This window comes from Vibrio atlanticus (assembly GCF_024347315.1).
In the GTDB taxonomy this organism is placed as follows: domain Bacteria; phylum Pseudomonadota; class Gammaproteobacteria; order Enterobacterales; family Vibrionaceae; genus Vibrio; species Vibrio atlanticus.
In genome coordinates this window covers 621813-641676 of the sequence record NZ_AP025461.1, presented here as the reverse complement: position 1 = coordinate 641676, position 19864 = coordinate 621813, and the positions used below count along the sequence as shown (strand labels likewise).

General features: G+C 42.9%; 21 protein-coding genes. 11 read left to right on the top strand and 10 right to left on the bottom strand.

Annotated features, from left to right (window positions below; genetic code table 11):
- Positions 1-6: 6 nt before the first annotated feature.
- The 3 genes from OCV30_RS18565 to OCV30_RS18555 form a co-directional block, all read right to left on the bottom strand.
- Complete coding sequence (locus tag OCV30_RS18565) at positions 7-276, bottom strand: hypothetical protein (protein WP_065678146.1); 270 nt, start codon at positions 274-276, stop codon at positions 7-9.
- A gap of 358 nt (positions 277-634) precedes the next feature.
- Positions 635-1843 carry a NupC/NupG family nucleoside CNT transporter gene (locus OCV30_RS18560; RefSeq protein WP_009845705.1) on the bottom strand — a complete coding sequence of 403 codons (1209 nt, stop codon included), beginning with the start codon at positions 1841-1843 and terminating at the stop codon, positions 635-637.
- Between the two features lie 441 nt (positions 1844-2284).
- Positions 2285-2905 (bottom strand): YajG family lipoprotein, encoded by a 621-nt coding sequence (locus OCV30_RS18555; RefSeq protein ID WP_017100968.1) that lies wholly within the window; start codon positions 2903-2905, stop codon positions 2285-2287.
- Between the two features lie 420 nt (positions 2906-3325).
- Between OCV30_RS18555 and OCV30_RS18550 the strand changes: the two genes are divergently transcribed.
- The 4 genes from OCV30_RS18550 to OCV30_RS18535 all read left to right on the top strand — a co-directional run bounded on the left by OCV30_RS18550 (position 3326) and on the right by OCV30_RS18535 (position 6069).
- Positions 3326-3802, top strand: a complete 477-nt coding sequence (locus OCV30_RS18550) for a hypothetical protein (RefSeq protein ID WP_065678145.1) — start codon at positions 3326-3328, stop codon at positions 3800-3802.
- Positions 3803-4086: 284 nt separating this feature from the next.
- On the top strand, positions 4087-4356 hold the full coding sequence (locus OCV30_RS18545) for a PTS sugar transporter subunit IIB (RefSeq protein ID WP_009845707.1): 270 nt from the start codon (positions 4087-4089) through the stop codon (positions 4354-4356).
- 10 nt (positions 4357-4366) lie between these two features.
- On the top strand, positions 4367-5623 hold the full coding sequence (locus OCV30_RS18540; protein ID WP_009845708.1) for a PTS ascorbate transporter subunit IIC: 1257 nt from the start codon (positions 4367-4369) through the stop codon (positions 5621-5623).
- Complete coding sequence (locus tag OCV30_RS18535) at positions 5620-6069, top strand: PTS sugar transporter subunit IIA (RefSeq protein ID WP_009845709.1); 450 nt, start codon at positions 5620-5622, stop codon at positions 6067-6069. Before OCV30_RS18540 ends, OCV30_RS18535 begins: the two co-directional genes overlap by 4 nt.
- A gap of 211 nt (positions 6070-6280) precedes the next feature.
- On the opposite strand, the gene OCV30_RS18530 is transcribed toward OCV30_RS18535, so the two are convergent.
- The gene (locus OCV30_RS18530; protein ID WP_065678144.1) at positions 6281-7294 is read right to left on the bottom strand and encodes a succinylglutamate desuccinylase/aspartoacylase family protein; all 1014 of its coding nucleotides are present in this window, start codon (positions 7292-7294) and stop codon (positions 6281-6283) included.
- A gap of 376 nt (positions 7295-7670) precedes the next feature.
- Between OCV30_RS18530 and OCV30_RS18525 the strand changes: the two genes are divergently transcribed.
- From OCV30_RS18525 to OCV30_RS18515, 3 genes are all read left to right on the top strand, one after another.
- Positions 7671-8660: a porin gene (locus OCV30_RS18525; RefSeq protein WP_029223821.1), complete on the top strand. Its 990-nt coding sequence runs from the start codon at positions 7671-7673 to the stop codon at positions 8658-8660.
- 154 nt (positions 8661-8814) lie between these two features.
- Positions 8815-9705: a DMT family transporter gene (locus tag OCV30_RS18520; RefSeq protein WP_065678143.1), complete on the top strand. Its 891-nt coding sequence runs from the start codon at positions 8815-8817 to the stop codon at positions 9703-9705.
- A 68-nt stretch (positions 9706-9773) separates the two neighbouring features.
- Positions 9774-10391 carry a glutaredoxin domain-containing protein gene (locus OCV30_RS18515; RefSeq protein ID WP_065678142.1) on the top strand — a complete coding sequence of 206 codons (618 nt, stop codon included), beginning with the start codon at positions 9774-9776 and terminating at the stop codon, positions 10389-10391.
- Between the two features lie 179 nt (positions 10392-10570).
- Here the strand turns inward: OCV30_RS18515 and OCV30_RS18510 are convergent, their stop codons facing one another.
- The 3 genes from OCV30_RS18510 to OCV30_RS18500 all read right to left on the bottom strand — a co-directional run bounded on the left by OCV30_RS18510 (position 10571) and on the right by OCV30_RS18500 (position 12626).
- Positions 10571-10705, bottom strand: coding sequence for a hypothetical protein (locus OCV30_RS18510; RefSeq protein WP_012600279.1), 135 nt, complete (start codon positions 10703-10705; stop codon positions 10571-10573).
- A gap of 242 nt (positions 10706-10947) precedes the next feature.
- Entirely contained in the window at positions 10948-11298 is a 351-nt protein-coding gene (locus OCV30_RS18505; RefSeq protein WP_065678141.1) for a hypothetical protein, read from the bottom strand.
- Between the two features lie 122 nt (positions 11299-11420).
- On the bottom strand, positions 11421-12626 hold the full coding sequence (locus tag OCV30_RS18500) for a multidrug effflux MFS transporter (protein WP_065678140.1): 1206 nt from the start codon (positions 12624-12626) through the stop codon (positions 11421-11423).
- Positions 12627-12734: 108 nt separating this feature from the next.
- Between OCV30_RS18500 and OCV30_RS18495 the strand changes: the two genes are divergently transcribed.
- Both OCV30_RS18495 and OCV30_RS18490 read left to right on the top strand, forming a co-directional pair.
- Positions 12735-13631, top strand: a complete 897-nt coding sequence (locus tag OCV30_RS18495; RefSeq protein ID WP_017100810.1) for a LysR family transcriptional regulator — start codon at positions 12735-12737, stop codon at positions 13629-13631.
- 180 nt (positions 13632-13811) lie between these two features.
- A complete protein-coding gene (locus OCV30_RS18490; protein ID WP_065678189.1) occupies positions 13812-15656 on the top strand; it encodes a putative bifunctional diguanylate cyclase/phosphodiesterase in 1845 nt (614 codons plus the stop codon).
- A gap of 150 nt (positions 15657-15806) precedes the next feature.
- On the opposite strand, the gene OCV30_RS18485 is transcribed toward OCV30_RS18490, so the two are convergent.
- From OCV30_RS18485 to OCV30_RS18475, 3 genes are all read right to left on the bottom strand, one after another.
- On the bottom strand, positions 15807-17099 hold the full coding sequence (locus OCV30_RS18485; RefSeq protein ID WP_065678139.1) for a peptidoglycan DD-metalloendopeptidase family protein: 1293 nt from the start codon (positions 17097-17099) through the stop codon (positions 15807-15809).
- Positions 17100-17340: 241 nt separating this feature from the next.
- Positions 17341-17640: an isoamylase early set domain-containing protein gene (locus OCV30_RS18480; protein ID WP_009845720.1), complete on the bottom strand. Its 300-nt coding sequence runs from the start codon at positions 17638-17640 to the stop codon at positions 17341-17343.
- Positions 17641-17763: 123 nt separating this feature from the next.
- A complete protein-coding gene (locus OCV30_RS18475) occupies positions 17764-18411 on the bottom strand; it encodes a hypothetical protein (protein WP_065678138.1) in 648 nt (215 codons plus the stop codon).
- A gap of 32 nt (positions 18412-18443) precedes the next feature.
- Between OCV30_RS18475 and OCV30_RS18470 the strand changes: the two genes are divergently transcribed.
- Together OCV30_RS18470 and OCV30_RS18465 are read left to right on the top strand one after the other, a co-directional pair.
- Positions 18444-18926: a GFA family protein gene (locus OCV30_RS18470; RefSeq protein WP_209439691.1), complete on the top strand. Its 483-nt coding sequence runs from the start codon at positions 18444-18446 to the stop codon at positions 18924-18926.
- 150 nt (positions 18927-19076) lie between these two features.
- On the top strand, positions 19077-19751 hold the full coding sequence (locus OCV30_RS18465) for a YoaK family protein (protein ID WP_009845723.1): 675 nt from the start codon (positions 19077-19079) through the stop codon (positions 19749-19751).
- Positions 19752-19864 lie beyond the last annotated feature (113 nt).

The following is a 19864-nucleotide window of genomic DNA, read 5'->3' as shown; positions in this document are numbered from 1 at the left end:
ATAAACTTAGACGTCAGAATTTGAAGAAAAGAGCCCACCGATTTTATAACCGATCGCATAACAAACCACGGCGACAGTCACAAACACCAAAGCTGAAAAGACATAAGCCACCGATGCTGCGACGCCAGTGCCCCATACTACGCTAAACACCAAACCGAGATACGCTTCTTGCGGCCACTGATAGATAGGAAACTGAGTACCACCAGCAATAAGATAAACCATCGCAAACAAGCCAATGAAGGTAGCAATAAGACCGATGAGAACGCGCATGTTCATAGAGAAACCCTTGATAAATTTGAGCTTGGTTGCCGTATTCTTAGTCGGAACGGAATATTCTTATTCGGAACCGAGTGTTCTTAATAGAAACCGGATTTTCTTAATTGAAGCCGAATGCTATTAATCGCAACCTAATGATATTCAAGTATATCGGATAAAACAGGCTTGCTCTATTACTCTTCCGAGTGAGCCTTATACACCGCATAGCAATAAAAGTGGTGGTTCAAAATCTGAATCAACTTAACGAGCAGGCACAAAAAAGCGGACACCCTTCTCACGTTAAATCTGCAAGAAAGGTGCCCGCTTCAACTGAATTTAGGCGCTTTAACTAAATTTAGGCGCTTGAACTGAATCTCGCTTAAAGCAGGATGAAGATACCCGCTAAACACGCACTCATTAGGTTTGCAAGCGTACCAGCAGCGACTGCTTTCAAGCCTAAGTTTGCCACTTCAGCACGACGCTCTGGTGCCATAACACCGATTGAACCCAGCTGAATAGCAATAGAACCAATGTTAGCAAAACCACATAGAGCAAAAGTGACGATGACTTGGCTATGTTCAGATAACAGCGCTTTGTTCTCAACGAAATCGATGAAAGCAACAAACTCGTTCATTACGATCTTCTGACCAATGTAAGAACCCGCCATCAATACTTCATCACTCGGGATACCGATCAGCCATGCTAGTGGTGAGAACAGGTAACCAAAGATAGCTTGCAGCGTAATACCGGCAAAACCGAACGTCTCACCTAAGCTTTCTAGGCCAGTGTTCACCATCGCAATCACACTCACGAATGCAATCAACATAGTACCGACAGCTACTGCGACTTTCATACCGTTCATCGCGCCGCTTGCCAGTGCATCGATCACGTTGCTTTGGTCAGCTTTATCGAGTTCGATATGGTCATAGTCACTTGGTGTACTGCGCTCTGGAACGATGATCTTCGCCATTAACAGACTACCCGGAGCTGCCATGAAGCTTGCGGCGATAAGGTATTTAAGTTCAACACCTAAACCAGCATAACCACCAAGCACACTACCCGCTACCGACGCCATACCACCTGCCATTACAGCAAACAATTCCGAACGAGTCATAGACTTTAAAAACGGACGAATAAGAAGAGGAGACTCACCCTGAGAAAGGAAGATATTGCCTGTCGCTACCAAGGATTCAGCTTTACTGGTGCCCAGCAGTTTTTGCACCGCTCCACCCAAGATTTGAATCACTTTTTGCATGATGCCGAGGTAGTAAAGTGCAGAAATCAGAGCACTGAAGAAGATAATGATTGGAAGTACGCGTATCGCGAAAATGAAACCTTCAGTTGCAAGGTCGCCGAAAAGGAATGCGATACCAGCGTCTGCAAAACCAAGCAGGCTAGAAACGCCATTACTTAGGCTCGTTAGCGCCAATTGTCCCCAAGGGAAATACAACACCAAAGCAGCGAAGCCGATTTGAAGTAATAGTGCACGAGAGACTGTTTTCCAGTTAATCGAAGAACGACTTTCAGATAGCAGGTACGCACAAGCAATCAGTGCAAGAACACCGACAAAACCAAATAGAATATTCATAATGTGTCCTAGTAATCCTTAAAGAGTGAACATGAGCCAAACGAATGACATCAAAGGAATAGGACAAAGAACCGCAAGCAAAACGCTACGCGATGAAGGAGCTAACAGGGTTAGCGAATGTAACAACGAGTTGTTCATGTAAAAATCACCTTATACAAGCAGTGGAACGTAGCTGGTCCGGTCCGTGGGGTCATTCACATATCCATGTGACGGCTTGTATTGGCTAAGCACCGGCTTAAAACCGGAAAAGAAGTATAAACAGTTAAGTGAGACTTTCATCACATTTTTCAACGCAAACGATCGCGCGGTCAAGGATTAAACAAAACGCAGTGTTTATCGTCATTTTTAACTTATCAGTCAAAAAGAACGTCGAGGCAGGAAGTTTAAAATAAAAAGCCACAAAGTGTGGCTTTCTAAAGGATATTATCGAAATGGGCAAAATTAATTAAGCAATGCACTTTTCACTTCGACGTCTTGGAAGATCTCTTCGAAACGTTGTTTATAGATAAGCTGCATTTCATTAATGATCACACCACCATCTGGCACATCGTTCTCGCCTTGGAAGTTTTTGCTCAGCAGTTTCTTACCTACTTCGTCGTAAATAATCACATTTACGTTGTACCAAGAGTTATCCGTAAACGCATGGAAATCATATTTCCATTCATTCAAGACGAACATCATCGATTTATTGTCGAACGCTTTCATCTGCTCAGCGACTTTAGTGATGTCTTCGTTTGGTGTCGTCTCGACTGAGTCCACCGTCACTTGCTGCTTCTTTAAGCCCGCAACAAGTCTATCCGTCAAAAACTGAGACATCGGCTGTTGTGTCGCCGTGTTGTGTGAATAAGGAATACCGAGAGAACTACGGATAATGCCCTCAAACTTTGGCTCTTTATCTTGGTCTAAAACGTATGGGCGTTTATCAATCACTGCAATAGTCAGTGCTTTTTCTTGAGGTACGACACTCAATTGTGGCGCACTCTGTTCTGGAGTTAATACTGTTGCACAACCTGAAAGCCCTAGCGTGATTGTGGCAAGGAGCAAACTGACGAGTTTTGTCATTAGATTTACCTATCTTATTGTTTTGAAGATGGTGTTCTAACAAAAATTGTCTTACTCAGTAAACATTCATTAAATCAATAATTTATACAATTCTTATTTATATAAATTGGCTCACATATCAGGTTGGTTTTATTGAGTAATTACCCAATAAAACTTTAAGCAGCAGGCGTTGTAAATGAAGATCATGAAATGAATGTGATATGTTCAACCTATGTAGAGAGCTGCGTAACCTCTCGGTTAATTCTGTGTAATTATTACCACTTTTCTGTGTTCTCCCTCATTTACTATGACTTCAAGATTCATCTTAAGTTTAGATGCGTATATACTTTGTATTATCTCACCCATTCATTATCTATAAAACGAGAAGAGCTGATTAGATATAACAGCCATTGAGACTAAGAGAGGAAACACGTGAAGAAAATGGAAGCTCCGCACGACATGAACAATGGAGCTAGATTCAAAACAAATAGACACGGCTATGTGAAAGTAGTTGAGTATTATAATACCTATACCGTTATTGTCGCGTTTGAAAACACCGGAAATATCCGCGCTATCAGTGCGGCGAAATTACGTACAGGTCAGTTAACCGATCGCTCTGTCGCACCTGAATCAATTATGATTGGTGAAAAGGTTGAATCCGTTAAGCATGGCATATTAACTATTACCCAAGTTGAATCTGAAAATATTGTGGTTCTGACCAATATCAATAATGAAGAAATTAGAATGTTATTGCCTGCCGTACAGAAAATGAAAGATAAAACCGAAGAAATAGATGGTGAAAATGTTACCTCGCCAAAACCGACTTCTCTTAGCCAACTAACTAAAAGAAATAAAAAGACCAAAGACGTTAATAGCATGCTTAAGAAAATGCTTACCGACTACGGTCGATACGATTAATTCTCTATTTTCTTCAATAGACCCTCTATATATTTACATTCCAATAGACAAATACATTCCCCCCAACCTTTCTCAATAGATACGTTGCATATTCGTGTGAAAAGTTAAATTTGATCAAAGTCTCACTCTGGATCTTTACCACACACAAGGGAGATCTCCGTCACAATCTCATTTTAGCTTTGTGATGGAGATCTTATTGAAATCTCAATATTTCCATTACTATGCTCCCACACAATAAGAGAACGCAGTTTCTCAACCCCTAAAATCCAATTGAGACAAATATTATGAAAAAGATTCTTGTAGTTTGCGGTAACGGCCTTGGTACTTCACTAATGATGGAAATGGCAGTGAAAGAAGTGGCTAAAAAAATCGGTTTCGAAGCGGAAGTTGATCACGAAGATCTATCATCTGCTGCATCAAGTAATGCGGATATTTGGGTAGCAGCAACAGACGTTGCAAACCAACTGAAAGAAGGCGGAAAAGAGAACATAATCAGCCTTAAGAATATTTTTGACAAAGCATCAATCGAAGAACAACTAAAAACTTTCATGTAAGGTCCAAATTATGCAGAACTTTTTCGAATTCATGCTCGGCTTATTAAAAGAGCCAGCAATCATGGTAGGCTTAATTGCTTTCATTGGCCTTGTTGCACAGAAAGCTGATATTTCCACCATTCTAAAAGGCACAATTAAAACCGTAATGGGTTTCCTAATTTTAGGTTTTGGTGCTGGCGCTCTTGTTGGCGCACTAAATAACTTCTCAGTTGTATTTACTGAAGCATTCGGCGTAAGTGGTGTTATTCCAAATAACGAAGCAATTGTTGCATTAGCACAAGAAGCATTCGGTTATGAAATGGCTCTAATTATGTTCTTCGCATTCGTTGTGAATATTTTATTGGCTCGTATTACTCCTTTAAAATATATTTTCTTAACGGGTCACCACACAATGTTCATGTCTATGTTAGTAGCGGTAATTTTGTCTACAGCAAACATTGAAGGCACAGTTCTAGTCGCAATCGGCTCTATCATTGTGGGTACATTAATGGTTGTGATGCCAGCGCTAGGCCAAAAGTACACTGAAAAAGTGATGGGTACTGATCAACTGGCTATCGGTCACTTCTCGACACTGTCTTACATCGTGTCTGGCTTCATTGGTAGCAAATTCGGTGACACATCAAAATCAACAGAAGACATCCAAGTTCCTAAAAGCTTAATGTTCCTGCGTGATACGCCAGTAGCCGTAGCAACAACAATGGCTATCTTCTTCATGCTTGCGTCTATTATTGCGGGCGGCGAGTTTGTAGAAACAGTATCAAGCGGTCAAAACTGGGTTGTATTTACCTTCATGCAATCTCTAATCTTTGCTGGTGGTGTTTACATCGTATTGCAAGGTGTGAAGATGCTAATTGCTGAAATCGTTCCTGCATTTAAAGGTATCTCTGACAAACTAGTACCAGGAGCAAAACCTGCTCTAGACTGCCCTATGGTATTCCCAGTAGCACCAAACGCGGTACTAATCGGTTTCCTTTGTTCTTTCGCGGCTGGCCTACTAGCAATGGCAGTTCAAGGTGCACTTGGTTGGACAATCATTGTAGCAGGTGTGGTTCCACACTTCTTCGTAGGTGGTGCGGCAGGTGTTTACGGTAACGCGACTGGCGGTCTACGTGGTGCAATTCTAGGTTCATTCACGCAAGGTCTGTGTATCTCTTTCCTACCAATGCTACTACTTCCAGTACTGGGTGGTCTTGGGCTTGAAGCAACAACATTTGCTGACTTCGACTTCGGTGTTGTTGGTCTGATTCTAGGATGGATTGTTTCATGAGCCTATTCGATTTAATCGGTAACCAAGGCGTTATCATCAACTCTGAAGAGAACCTAACGGTTGATGCGGCGATTGATTTAACCTGTTCAACACTGTTAGCAAGCAAGAAAATTGAAGCAAGCTATGTTGAAGCTATCAAGCAAAAGCACAAAGACATCGGCGCGTACTATGTTCTAGCACCAAAGATTGCGATGCCTCATGCTCGTCCTGAAGATGGTGTGAACGAAGCATCACTGCAGGTAACAGTATTCAAAAAGGGTGTTGATTTAGAGTCGGAAGACAACGGTGACGTTTACCTTTCAATCACTCTGGCAGCGATGGACTCAGATAGCCATATCCATACTATTATGGCGCTATCAGAGTTGTTCCAAAATGATGATGACATTGATGCCATTATCGCAGCGGAAACAGAGCAAGAGATCATCGAGATCTTAAAGCGATACTAGTTACGCTAAAAGCTGTTACTCCAGAGAAAAGCTATCAGACCGAGCCCTGCTCGGTCTTTTTTTTACGCGTTTCAAATGACGATGCACCAGATGAACAAAGAGACACCTGCCAAAGAGTTTTTCAACTCAGTACTTACCAATTAGGAGCTTACCACTTAAGAGCTTTCAACTCAGAACTTACCAACTACAGAGCTTCTCACCTAAAAGCATCTCAACTCAATAGTCGACAGACAAGCGCCCCTGGCTCCCTTAATGCATCCACGTTATAGCTAAGTACACGCCCGGCAGACGGTGCATGATAACGACGACATTCGTTACCAAAAGCGTCGTATTGAATCGCCAAAAGATCATCTTGCTCTACGCTTTGTAAAAGCTCGACCTGAGGCAACACAAATCCACCAATATCAGCGCGGATAGACACCACATTATTGCCCTCTATCCAATCTATACTTGGCAGTGGCTTTTTGTCTCGTAAACCTTCAGCATCAAGCATCTCGTAGTAAGAAAGAATATTAAAAACACCATCTACGGCTCGTTGAATCATGTCAGGTTGAGTAAATTTCCCCATCCCGACTTCCACTGTAATGCTCGGAATTCCACTTCGATTCCAGACCGTTTCAAGAATACCCGGATCGCCGGGATCATTAAGAACACAATCGGGCTGCATTAACCTCGCCATCTCCAAACATTGCTCTACTCGGTAATCAGCAAACACATAAAGTGGATACACGGCACCACGAGTTTGGGTATGCAGATCAACAGCAAATGTCGCGTTGTGTTTGAGTAAGCGATCCCACAGAGATGCGACGAATCGCTCCGCGGCTAAGCCGTGTGCATCCCCCGGAAAGAGTCGATTAAGGTTGGCAGGGCAAGAGCCCGGATCCGAAGAGATAAAATCGCGGCTGTGGTTAAGCAAGCCAGACAAATTCACAGTTGGTACAACTGTCACCGTGCCTTTTAATGTGTTGCCTACTAAATCTCGGATAATTTGCTGAGCAGCCAACACACCGTTTAGCTCATCACCATGAATCCCGGCAGTGATCAGCAACTTCGGGCCGTCTTGACTGCCTTTGAAAACAGAAACCGGCATGTTTTTAGGTTGCCCTAACCCATCACTGGTTACTTGAAACCAAAACTGATGCTCTCCAATCGATAAGTCTTCAACATTTAAGGCGCCAATAACCTGCCTACCTTGTAAAACATCGCCTAAGTACTCTGTTTTCATCCAACGTCTCCATCTTGTTGAGCAAAATTTATTCTTTTCTAAGTTTTGGCATCATAGAGGATATCTTAATCAGTACAAACAGTTAATAAGATGAAGAAGCTCTAACCTCACCATAAGGTTCACCCATATCATTATCACCTCACCCAAATAGAAACTTGAAAAAGTAACCGAATAAGGAAATACGAGTGGTATACCCATTCACAAACCACTCAGGTTCCTGAAATAAAAGTGCAATAAAATCAACACTTAAAAAGTTCCCTATTCACGAAAATGTAATTTTACAGAAATGAAAGCTTAATTTAGCTGCTCTAGATTAGTTTCATATCGAAACGGAGAGCGTATTGCTCACGGATTTTAAAATACAAGGTAAGTGATTATGAAAAAGGCAGTTCTAGCTTCTGCAGTGGTAGCGGCACTAGTTTCAGGTTCATCGTTAGCAGCAACGGTTTACAGCTCTGATGGTACAGAACTTAAAATTGGCGGTCGTGCAGAATTCCGTGGTGATTTCATTGGTTCCGGTGGTGCTGAAGTTGAAGGTTCAATGAAAGATAAAACTCGTTTCCGTTTAAACCTTGGTGGTAAAACAGAACTTACAGATACTGCAACGGCATTCGGTTTCTACGAAGCTGAGCAAGACACAGGTTCTGATAAGTTTGAAAACCGTTACATGTACGCAGGTGTTGATTTTGACGGTCAAGCCATTTCTGTCGGTCGCCAAGATATGGCTTCAGTTATCGTATCTGACTTTACGGATATCACTGAGTTTTCTGGTGTGCAGCAAGCATTCGGTGCAGCTTCTGATAAAGAAGATGGCGTATTTGCGTACCGTGGCGGTTTTGATGCTCTGCAACTAGAAGCCACTTACCAAACCAACAGCAAAAAAGACTCTGACGGCTACGGCATTTCTGGTGTTTACTCACTGCCAATGGGCTTAGATCTTGGCCTAGCCTACTCAGGTGAAGACCTAGGGGAAAATAAAGGTAGCGCAGACCAAATCCTTGCCGGCCTAGCGTATTCTCTAGACAACCTGTACTTAGCAGCGACTTATTCAACAGGCGACCTAGATGATAAAGCGACAGGTACCGATGCTAAGTCATTCACTGCTATGGAGTTTGCAGCGCAATACAAATTCACCAAGCAAGTATCTGCTGCAGTCGTATATACTTACCAGGAAGATGAAATCAACAGCGGAGCAAAAGTAGACGCTGTCGACGGTATTGAATTAGCCGGTTACTACAAACTAAACAGCAATTTCCGCACATACCTTTCTTACTACGTTAACGGTTTAGACGAAGTTAAAAATGCAAAAGGTATCGTGACAGCTGGTGAAGACACACTTCGCCTAGGTGTCCGCTACGATTTCTAATCTAAATCGACTTTAGATAGAGACTAGAAAGGTTGGGCGGTTGCTCAACCTTTTTTATATTCAAATATTCTGACCAACTTCATCAATGCTTTTTCTGGTTAAGTGGTGCTAAATCCGTATCATAGGTGAACCACATCAAATAATTAGAAGCATCATGTCACAACACCATCCGATCCAAGGCGCTAGCTGGATGCTAACCGCAGGCATAGCCTTTGCCGTTATTAATAGCCTAACTCAAGTCGCTAGCATTCATTTCGGACTTACTTCTACCACCGTTGCCGTCATTCAATACGCCATCGCGTTGTTCGCTATTCTTCCTTATCTGAAAACGCTGGGCATTCGCCGCGCGCTAAAAACCGACAACCTAAAGTTGCACGTATTCCGTGTCTTCTTGTCTGTTATTGGTATTCAACTTTGGATATGGGCATTGGCTTACCCAGTACCTATTTGGCAAGGCATTGCCCTTCTCATGACGTCGCCATTGTTTGCAACCATAGGCTCAGGACTTTTCCTCAAAGAGAAAGTTGGGGCAGCTCGCTGGGGCGCGACCTTAGCCGGCTTCGCTGGTGCTATGGTGATTCTAGAGCCGTGGGCAGAAGACTTTAACTGGGCAACACTGCTACCGGTTGGCGCAGCTTTCTTCTGGGCATGCTACTCACTCATGGTGAAAAAACTCTCTTCGCAAGACAGTCCTTCAACCATGGTGGTTTACTTGCTGCTATTGATCACACCATTTAACATCCTGCTTGCCGCGCCAGATTGGCAGACTCCAAGCGGCGGTACAATTTGGGCTATCTTGATTGTTATCGGTGTTATGACGGCACTCGCTCAATGGGCAATTGTAAAAGCCTACTCAGTTGCTGATGCTTCGTTTGTGCAACCTTTTGACCACGCGAAATTACCGTTAAATGTTCTAGCGGGTTGGATTGTATTTAGTTGGGTTCCACCGGGTCGTTTATGGCTAGGGGCTGCTATTATTATTGCGTCAGTTGCATTTATTACCCATTGGGAAACGAAAAAACCGGCGAAAATAAAGAAAGTTTAGGATCGATGAAATAAATAGTTCGACTGTCCGTTCTATATGGATAAGAGAATTCAAACGAGGCCGTAAGCATGAAGAAACCAGTCAAGATTACACTATACCGTTGGGCAGGCAGCTGGGGTCCATTTAAAGTTAATATCCCATGTGGGGAATGTACCCTTACCAAAGACATTCTTAAGGATACTTTTGAGAATGAGTTATCAGATGTCGATGTCGAACTGGAAGTGAAAGATTGGTTGTCTCACTGGTGGGAGCCGCTAAAACTGGGTTCTTGGCATGCTCCAATCCTTGTTGTTGAAGGCAAGGTTGTAAGCCAAGGCGAAGCGCTTAACCGCGGTGTGTTAGTTCAATCCGTTATCAAAGAGTGGACCAAACGCGACAGCCTAAAAGGCAACATCGTTTATGGTAAAGCGACCTGCCCATTCTGCGTTAAGGCAAAGAAAATGCTTGATGAAGCGGGTGTTGAATACCAATACCACGATGTCGTGAAAGACAGCGCAGCTTTGTATCGTATGATTCCAGAGGTAAAAGCGCACATTGGTGAGAAAACACCAGTAACCGTTCCTCAGATCTGGCTCGATGGTAAATACATTGGTGGAGCTGACAACTTAGAAGCGTGGATGAAAGAGAACGGTTTAGATAGCATCCCGAATAATGTTGTCGACCTATCCAACCAATCGACAGGCTAAACTCACACAGAGTTACAAATCCGATCGTGAATTAATCAGTGTTTTTTGTGTCCATCCACAACAAAACGAGCGATGACCTTCATTAATCGCTAAAACGCAAAAGGCCTTAAACTGAACTAATCCCAATAGTTGGACACCAGTAAGTTTAAGGCCTTTTTAAAATCCGTTTTTGAAAATGCTTATTTCGCCATTTTCTTCATCATTCGCTTAATGAATGATGCTTTTTTTGGCTTTGGCTTGCCATACAACGCTTCGTGCATCATGTTTTTTGCTACCATTTGACCAAGGTATGCGTGGCCTAGTTCGTAATTCATGCTTATCTCCGCACATAATCGATTTTCTTATGCGCGGATTCTACACTTAAAGCGCTCAAAAACAAGATCTAAATCACACTTTTAGTGTAATATCACCATTAAGTTACAATTCAAATTTTCATTTAAACATCCATAAAAAAGCAGCTCAAGAGAGCTGCTTTAAAAATAGTTTTTTAGAAACCTAATTGCTTAGAAATCAACCAACATGAAGAAATAACTTAGAAAACAAACAGTTAAGAAAACTAGCTACGCTTTGGCTGTCTGTAAGTTTTACCTGCAATTTGGTATGTGTCTTTTTGCTTTAATTCGAACATAGTTTCAAAGAACCAAGCTGCAAATTTGATTAAGTCATCGCCTTCATTCATCACATGTTCGATGTACTCTTGCTCTTCGCCTTGTTCATTTTCTTGAAGCGTCACGTGGTAAATACGCTTTTCGCCTTCAACTTCAGCTAGCGCAAATTGACCTGTTAGTGATCCAGCAGCCTCAGCGACTTCTGTATCCTCATTGGATTTCAATAACTCAAGTGCTTGAGGCAAGCCATCTAGTACGCAGATAGCTTTTACCAGTACTTCAAATTCATTTTGCTGCATGTTTATTACCTATTAAATGGACGCAGGTATTGTAGAAAACCATCCATACAAATACAACGTATTAACGACTGTATGCTGAACTATAGCGAGCTAGCTGTTTAACTGGTCTGTACTTCAGCTGCTTAACTGTACTCAACTTCGGTAGCTGTGGCTTTCTTATTCATTCTCGTTGAAGACCAAAGTACTGTAGCCATACAAGCGCCAATAATCAGATAAAACACGCCGAGCTGTAGGTGAGTCGTCACCCAACTCTCGACTAGATATCCACCAAGTAAGCCCGCCAAACACATCTGAATTGAACCTGACAGTGCCGACACCGCGCCCGCTTTCTTCTTATGAGGTTCTAATAGCATACTGATCGATAGAGGGAAGGAGATACCTTGAGCGATAGCTAACCACGTAAATGCCCACACTAAGTTAAAGATGGATAACTCATGAGTAAGTAACCAAGTCCCTGAAGCTAAAATGATCAAAATCGCAAGACTCATCAATTGTGGTGTACTAAACCTACGATTGAGCAAGTTCAAAGCCACGCTACCAATCAGTAAGCCAGCCGAAGGGACTATCATCAACGATCCGTATTCGGCGGCTGTCAGCCCCAATTGCTCTTGCATTAAGAATGGAAACAGTGATAGCGACACCAAACTCGCCATGTAACTCATCCAATTATAACTGGCACTGGTCAACACTTGGCGATTCGTCAACAAACGGCCATAGTTCTTGACCACTTGACTGACTTCAAAGCGGCTCTTTCCGTATGGTAAAGTTTCATGAAGAACAAAGTAGCCGAGAGTGAATATCGCCAGTAAATACACAAGAACAAACAGGAACACCGCCTGCCAACCGAGGTGGAATGAGATCCAACCACCAAACACGGGCGCAATAATCGGCATGATCGAAGCGGTGACCGAAATATAAGACAGCGCTTTGGTCAGTTGAAGGCCATCATAGCTGTCGCGCAGCACACTTCGCCCAAGAACCGAGGCACTACCCGCCCCTAGACCTTGCAACAAGCGACCAACCTCTAACGCCGTCATGCTGTCGGAAAAAACAACACAAACAACAGTACCAATCAAATAAACACCCTGACCTAACAAGAAGATAGGTCTTCTCCCCACGGCATCGGACATCGGCCCATAAAATAGCTGAGACAAGCCAAAACCCACAAGAAACAGCGTAACGAGCAGCTGTACATCTACCTGAGTCACACTTAAGTCTGAAGCTATTAGCGGCAATGATGGTAAATAGATACTCACCCCCACCTGTCCTGTAGCAATGATCATCATGGCTAAGAGTAGCGGTGTTTTTTTAAAGGTCGATTGGCTCAAAAAATTCCCTATTCGTTTGTTATTTGTTCATCAGATGAGTTTACATTCAAAACCAATAATTGATAATTAGCTAAATTGGAATTTAATTAAGTCCCAACAGGAAATAATATGGATTGGATTCTTAACGTAAAAAGTTATGTAAAAGTGGTGGAAGAAGGCAGCTTCAATGGCGCAGCACGTAAACTCAATACCACCAGCTCAGCGATCAGCAAAAGAGTGAACTGGTTAGAAGAACGTATCGGCACTCAACTATTAAAGCGCACCACGCGCTCAATCAGCCAAACCGAAGCGGGAGCTCTCTTTTATCTGCGAGCCAAGGATCAGCTCGATAATTGGCAATCGATTATTGATGAAACTCGATCGGTTAACCAAACGCCTGCGGGCCTACTAAAGATAGGCGCAACCATTGCTGTTGGTTCTAAGTTTCTCGTGCAATACATGGACGACTTCTTAGAAAAGTATCCAGACATTAAAGTACAGCTTATCACCACCACGCCAGGTCAATTACCTGAGCTTGGCTTGGACCTGGTGATCAGTCGTGAACTGGAACAACTCAACTCGTTAAGCTTCAAGAAAACACCACTGTTCGAACACAAAGCCAGCTTTTATGCCGCACCAAGTTACTTGGCTAAACATGGTTATCCCATCAACGAGCAAGACTTAGAACAACACAACTCCTTAATATGGGGAGAGCGTCCTATTCGTGAAGTCACGCTAACTAAAGGACAACGCATCACTTTGAACGGTAACTTTGCGACCACCAATCCTGAGGCTTTGTTTCATGCCGCGAAGCGAGGAATGGGCGTACTGTTAACCATCAAAGCAATGATCAAAGAGGATCTGAAACAAGGGACACTGGTTCCAGTATTACCAAATATAACAGCCGACGAAGTGATGGTTTACGCGTACTACCCTAAGCTTGACTACTCGCATACACGAACCAAGCTATTTTTAGACCACCTAAAAGATAGGCTAGACAAAGAAAGAAATAGTCAAGTTTTGTGAAATATATCGCACTAAATTTGAAAAATCACACAACACGACCAATAATAAACTAGACGCATATTAAGATTATTAATGCAAGTTGCATTGTTAATATTTAAGACAGTGCAGCTACAAGATCGTATACACAAGATCATACACATACAGCTTACACACGATTCTGGTTGGCTACGGATGGTGACTATGACTCAACATACACGCAATAGCATGATAGACACAGAGCGCATTGGGCGCTTACTCAAATTGGAAGGTATCGACCTTTTAGAGTCTGCCGTGCTTACTTTGCATCAAACCTTCGGTACTCAATACACCAGTATCATTGAGAAAAAGCACTTTCCCGATCAAATGGTTCCTTTGGTCATTGCCCATTCTGACCATGTACTGCATGACAAAATAAACGCACGCCATGGTCACATATACCAACAAGCCGTTAATCAAAAACACCCAGATTGCTCATTTGCTCAGTATATCGTTCAGTCACTCCCAACATCAGCATTTAGACAGGAAATCACCTCACAAAACTCAATCGCTATCCCAGCACGCAGTCAAAGTGGCGAAGTCATGGGTGTGCTTTTCTCAACCTTTAGTTCGCCTATGAGTACAGATCAGCAACTAGACGTGATAAAACACCACCAGTTGTTCGCAGATATCGTCATTCACACCTTGCGTGAAATGTGGTTCAACGACCGTTCTGAGCAACTGGTTAATCAACTCAGCTACGAAGTATCACACGATAGCCTAACTGGGCTATTAAACCGTAGCTGCTTATCAGACACCTTAGAATCGATCACTCAGCAGAGTGTCACTCCCTTCACGCTCGCTCTGCTCGACATCAATAGCTTCAAAGCCATTAATGATATGCACGGTAATTATATTGGCGATAAGGTGCTTCAGTTCGTTGCAGAGACCTTGCGCCGAACCATGCCCGACAACAACCTGACGTTCCGGACGGCTGGCAATGAGTTCGCATTCATTACCTATCATTCAGACCCAATAGCTGTTTGCGAGCAAATACTGGATAAGATAAAGCAAGGTTACAATAGTATTGATATCAAAATCGATTTCGACGTCAGTATCGGCATTGCCCGGTCAGATGGAGATAATAAAGACGTAGAACAAATCATCTTCAACACCAGTTTGGCACTAAAAGAGTGCCAGCATAGTCAAGATACATACATTCAATGTTACGACACTCACCTAAGGGTTCGTTACCAAAGGAAAACCGAGTTAATCGCCGCCTTACGAAGTGAGCTTGACAGCCCCATATCAGACAGTCAGGCACCTAATGACAATGGAATGTACGTGGTTGTACAACCAATCGTTGATCACATTGATACACGATGGGATTACTTCGAGGTGTTAACTCGTTGGAAAACCACAAGACATGGCGACATCTCGCCAGTGGAGTTCATTCAGGTAGCGGAAGAGTCGGGGTTGATCGTGGAACTGGGTGAACGGATCATCGAATTGGTATGCCGCGCTAAAACAATATTGGAGCGAGGCTTAGGCTACAAAGTTAAGCTTGGAATAAACTGCTCCGCTCACGAGCTTACCGATTCTAAGCGTTATATTTCCTATCTCACTCGAACGATTGAACAGCATCACTTTAAAGCAAACGAATTTGTCATTGAGCTAACCGAAACCGTGCTGTTATCTCCAACTCAAGAAACAAAGTCAGCACTCGACTTTCTAAGGGGACAAGGGTTCACGATCGCTCTAGATGATTTCGGTACTGGTTACTCAAGCTTAAATTACATTCATAGCTACCCTATCGATTGTATTAAAATTGATGCCACCTTTATTCGAAACTTGCTGACAAACTCAACATCCGAAAGTGTTGTGTGGTTGATTGTTCAACTGGCACACAGACTCAATGTGTCATTGGTTGCGGAAGGCGTAGAGAAGCGTGAGCAATTAGAAAAGCTGCACGCAATGGGGTGTGACAAAATTCAAGGATACCTCTACTCTCCACCTATGCGACCAGAAGCTATCGTTAGCTACGTCACTCACTCAGAACCTCTAGCCTAAACGCCGTTTACTACCTCAACCTAAAATCAAAAAGCCGCGAGCGTATCACTAAACATTTAAGTATTTAGTTCTGCACTCACGGCTTTAAAGGCTACATCATTACTCGCAACCATCTAGCTAACGGTTACCTTGACGACATATAGTCAGCTGCTAGCTATTATTCGATTGTTTTTCTAGAGCTTTCTTTAATAGCTTGTCGGCTTCATCTCTAGCGGCTACGAATGTCGCTTTTTCCTTTTTAGGTACGGAATCGGCCATCGGAATATTTGCTTTCATTGCATTGACAGGACGACCACGTTCGATCAATTCGTAATGTAAGTGCGCCCCCGTCACTCGGCCCGTTTTACCTGATAAACCAATACGCTGACCACGAGATACCGTTTGCCCTTTACGAACGAGGATCTTACTCAAGTGTAGGTAGCGTGTTTTGTATGTGCTGCCATGCTGAATCACCACATAGTTACCCGCATATGGGTGCTTACGAGTCATGATCACTTTACCATCACCTGTTGCTTGAACGGGTGTGCCAATTGGCGTCGCGAAATCTGTGCCGTTATGCGGAGAGACTCGCCCAGTCACAGGGTGTAAGCGCTTAGGATTAAACTGAGAACTTTGACGCCAACCACGGCTCACAGGGTAACGTTGGAAAGCGCGTTGTAAGCTATCGCCATTGGCATCGTAATATTGTCCGTCAGTGTGTAAGTACGCTGAAACAACACGGTTACGGTTCATGATCTTGATGGCTTCTATTTCACGTTTCCCGGTTGCGACACCATCAACGAATTGCGCTTTTTGAAGTACTTCAAACTGATCGCCAGCACGTAAGTCTCGGCTGAAATTCAGCTTATCTTTAAGAAGAGTCACAATATGGTCAATCTCAATACTATTCAGGCCAACTTTGTTCGCTGACATAGAGAAACTGCCTTGAATATCACCCACTAGAGGTTTCTGCTTCCATTCACCCGGAATAGAAATGTCTTCGAATTCGTAGCTGCCGTCATCAAGCAATCGATAAACCACTTTGTCCGCGACACTAAATTGAAGTTCCATTTTTGAAAGGTTGCCCGTCGCTTCGTCACGCCAAAAGCGTAATGTATTACCCGGACGAAGCGTGTCTAACGCAAGGAAGTTCAAATCGGTTTCCATCACGCTCATCATCGAGTTATAAGAAAACCCAAGCTGAGTGAAGATGCTACTTAAGTTATCGCCTGATTGAATTTGATATTCAAACGTCGGTGGCTCAATAACGGTAGCAGAAGGAGGTGACAGAATTGACTCAATAACGGTTGAGTCTGGCAAATCAAGATCGATCGTTTTCGTCAGATTTGATGGTGAATATTGCAAAGCAACACTAATCGCTGCAATAAGTGGTAGTCCTAAAATTGCTGCTTTTTTTACAGGTGAAAGCTCAGCAAACGGAGAGGAAAATATTTTTGAATACACGGTAAACAGGTCTTTCTACGATATAAAAGCACAGGATATGCTTTTCAGGCGTATAAATCATCATTGCATTGTCATAATATGATGTGAATCTGCGCAATCTCGGCTAAGTCATTGAGTTACCGTTAATGAAATAGGCACAACTCAAAAAATTAATGAACCAACGATTTAGACATTAAAAAGCAGAAACCTCTAGTTCCTGCTTTTTAATTCATACTATTTCAATTAAGTCATGCTATTTCAACTAAGCGTTAACTGTCGATACCAAGCAATTGTCTTCACCAAATTCATTCGGGATATAACGATCAGCATTCGCATCGTTCACCCATTGTTGATCATCAACTAGGTAGCGAAATTGAAACTCGCCATCTTTCGGAAGACGAGTTTTAAACTTGTAAACCTTCCCTTTCGCCAGTTTTTTCATTGGGGTCGCTTTCCAATCCAGAAAGTCGGCAACGATTGATACAGAATTAGCTTCTTGAGCTTCTAGCTCGAAAGTCACTTCAACTTCATCTTTCGTCTTAAAAAAACGTTTATTAATCATTCGCAAGCTCCATTTGTAAAGTAAGCAGACACAAAGCTAAGTGTGTCTAAATTTCATTCATCTACTTAAGATAATATGTAATTTAGCTCACATAAACAACAGTTCCTTGTCCTAACAAAAATGTCATTGCTCATCAATTGATTGCGTATTGAAAGAAAAACTCATTAACACCTTTTCAGATTGCAATTCTGGAAAAGATTGTTCCGCAGAATGTCGAGTAAAACCGATAAAACCTTCCCCAGAGAGTTTGCTTTGTAAATCGAGCAGTTGAGTAATCTCTAAAGTTTGGATTCTCACACGGTCACCAAGAAAGAATTGGTCAACTAACACGACACGGCTTCGATGCTGGTCATGTTTAAACAGGCCAAGATAATAGAAAACGCCACTGCCTTGGTTAGATACCCACATAGATGCAACAAAGAAACTCGCCTTGCCTAACGTGACACTTGAAAGGTTGTTGGTGTCTACGGTGACCACACCACGCTCAACACCGGAGTCATACCGCCCAAACGCGATTGATCTTGGTCCATCGACTTCATTAATAAAGGCGTACGCGTTGGTTTCAGGAACTTTGATTGTCCATGGGTTAGTCGTCTTCAAATCAAAAACGGTTTCAACAACAGGGTCATAACTGACTTGAGAAGAAGGAAACTTCGCCAAGATCTCTTCGTCACTTAAGCTAAAGCGGTAAATACCCGCCAGTATCACCACAACCAACATGACAATAGGAATCAATAAAATCAGAGGTATAGGTAAGATTTTCTTTTTCATGAGCAATTATATTCTTTTGTTTTCATCCAGTTGTGCAGACCATAAAGGGCTTTAGTATAATTATCAATACAGGGTTAACCAGAAGTGGAGCATGGATGGATATCAATCATATTAAAGAGAAGAATATCAGAAATTGCGAATGCCGCTGTGGAGCCGTCAATTTAGTCTGCAGAGGCGAGCCTCAACGCACCTCCGTATGCCATTGTTATGAATGTCAGAAGCGCACCGGAAGTGTGTTCGGGGTTCAGGCTCGATTTCCCATAGAACAAGTGACACTCAACGGAGAGGTCACCTCCTTTTCACGTATCAGTGACACGGGCAATGAAGTCACCTACCAGTTTTGCCCTAAATGTGGCACTACCATGCTATTGCAGTCGGTTGCCGCCGCCGATTTTTATGTCGTCCCGCTCGGACTATTTAAAGAGCAAGACTTTCCGCTACCAAGCTTTTCAGTCTACGAAGAACGCAAACACGGATGGGTCAAATTTGACCATCAGATGAGTCATTACAACTAGCTTGTTACTGACCATTATCTCTATAAAGAAACAGTATTGGAACAAACTGCAAGACTGTTGCCTAAGATCAAATATCAACGTTCTACAACGCTAGCGTATCTTTTCGCTAGCGTTATAATCGGCTCCTCTTTTTAACCCAGGGTGAACCACATGATTTCAAAACTACCTCGCTGGGTTGAATACGGCGCCTTACTGTTAGCGGGCCTTGCTGGCAGCGTTAATGCTATTGGTTTACTCGGCTTCCAACATCAAGCTATCTCCCATATTTCAGGCACCATGTCTTTACTTGGCAGCAGCCTGCTCACGCCGACTTCAACTTCTATGCACCTCCTGCTAATCATTATGAGCTTTATGCTAGGTGCCGCGTTCAGCGGATTCTTTATCGAAAATCAAGCATTGAAGTTAGGACGCCGTTACGGTGTTGCGCTATGTATTGAGGGTGGATTGCTGTTCTTGGCGCTTTGGGCACTGTTACAAGGCTACACTTCAGGCCAGTATTTCGCTTCAGCCGCGTGTGGGTTGCAGAACGCAATGATCACCACCTATAGCGGGGCGATCATTCGCACCACACACATGAGCGGGATCATCACAGACCTTGGGATCATGATTGGCGCACGCTTAAAGGGGATGCCTTTTGACCGCCGTAAAGCCAAACTTCTTATGTTCATCGTTGTTGGCTTTCTGTTTGGTGGTTTAAGTGGTGCTTGCCTGTTCCAGCGCTTTGAAATTTTGGCACTGGCTTTCCCTGCCTCTTTCGCGTTCATTGTCGCGTTTAGCTACTGGCTCTACCTAACTTATCGAACTGAAGCCTCAGTAAATTTATAAACGCCTAGTAATAACCATGAGAATATGTAACATCTGCAACACTTTATTCTAAACTCATAATTTGTTGCAGAATAACCTGCGTGAATATTTAGCGATATTTGATGAATAGTATT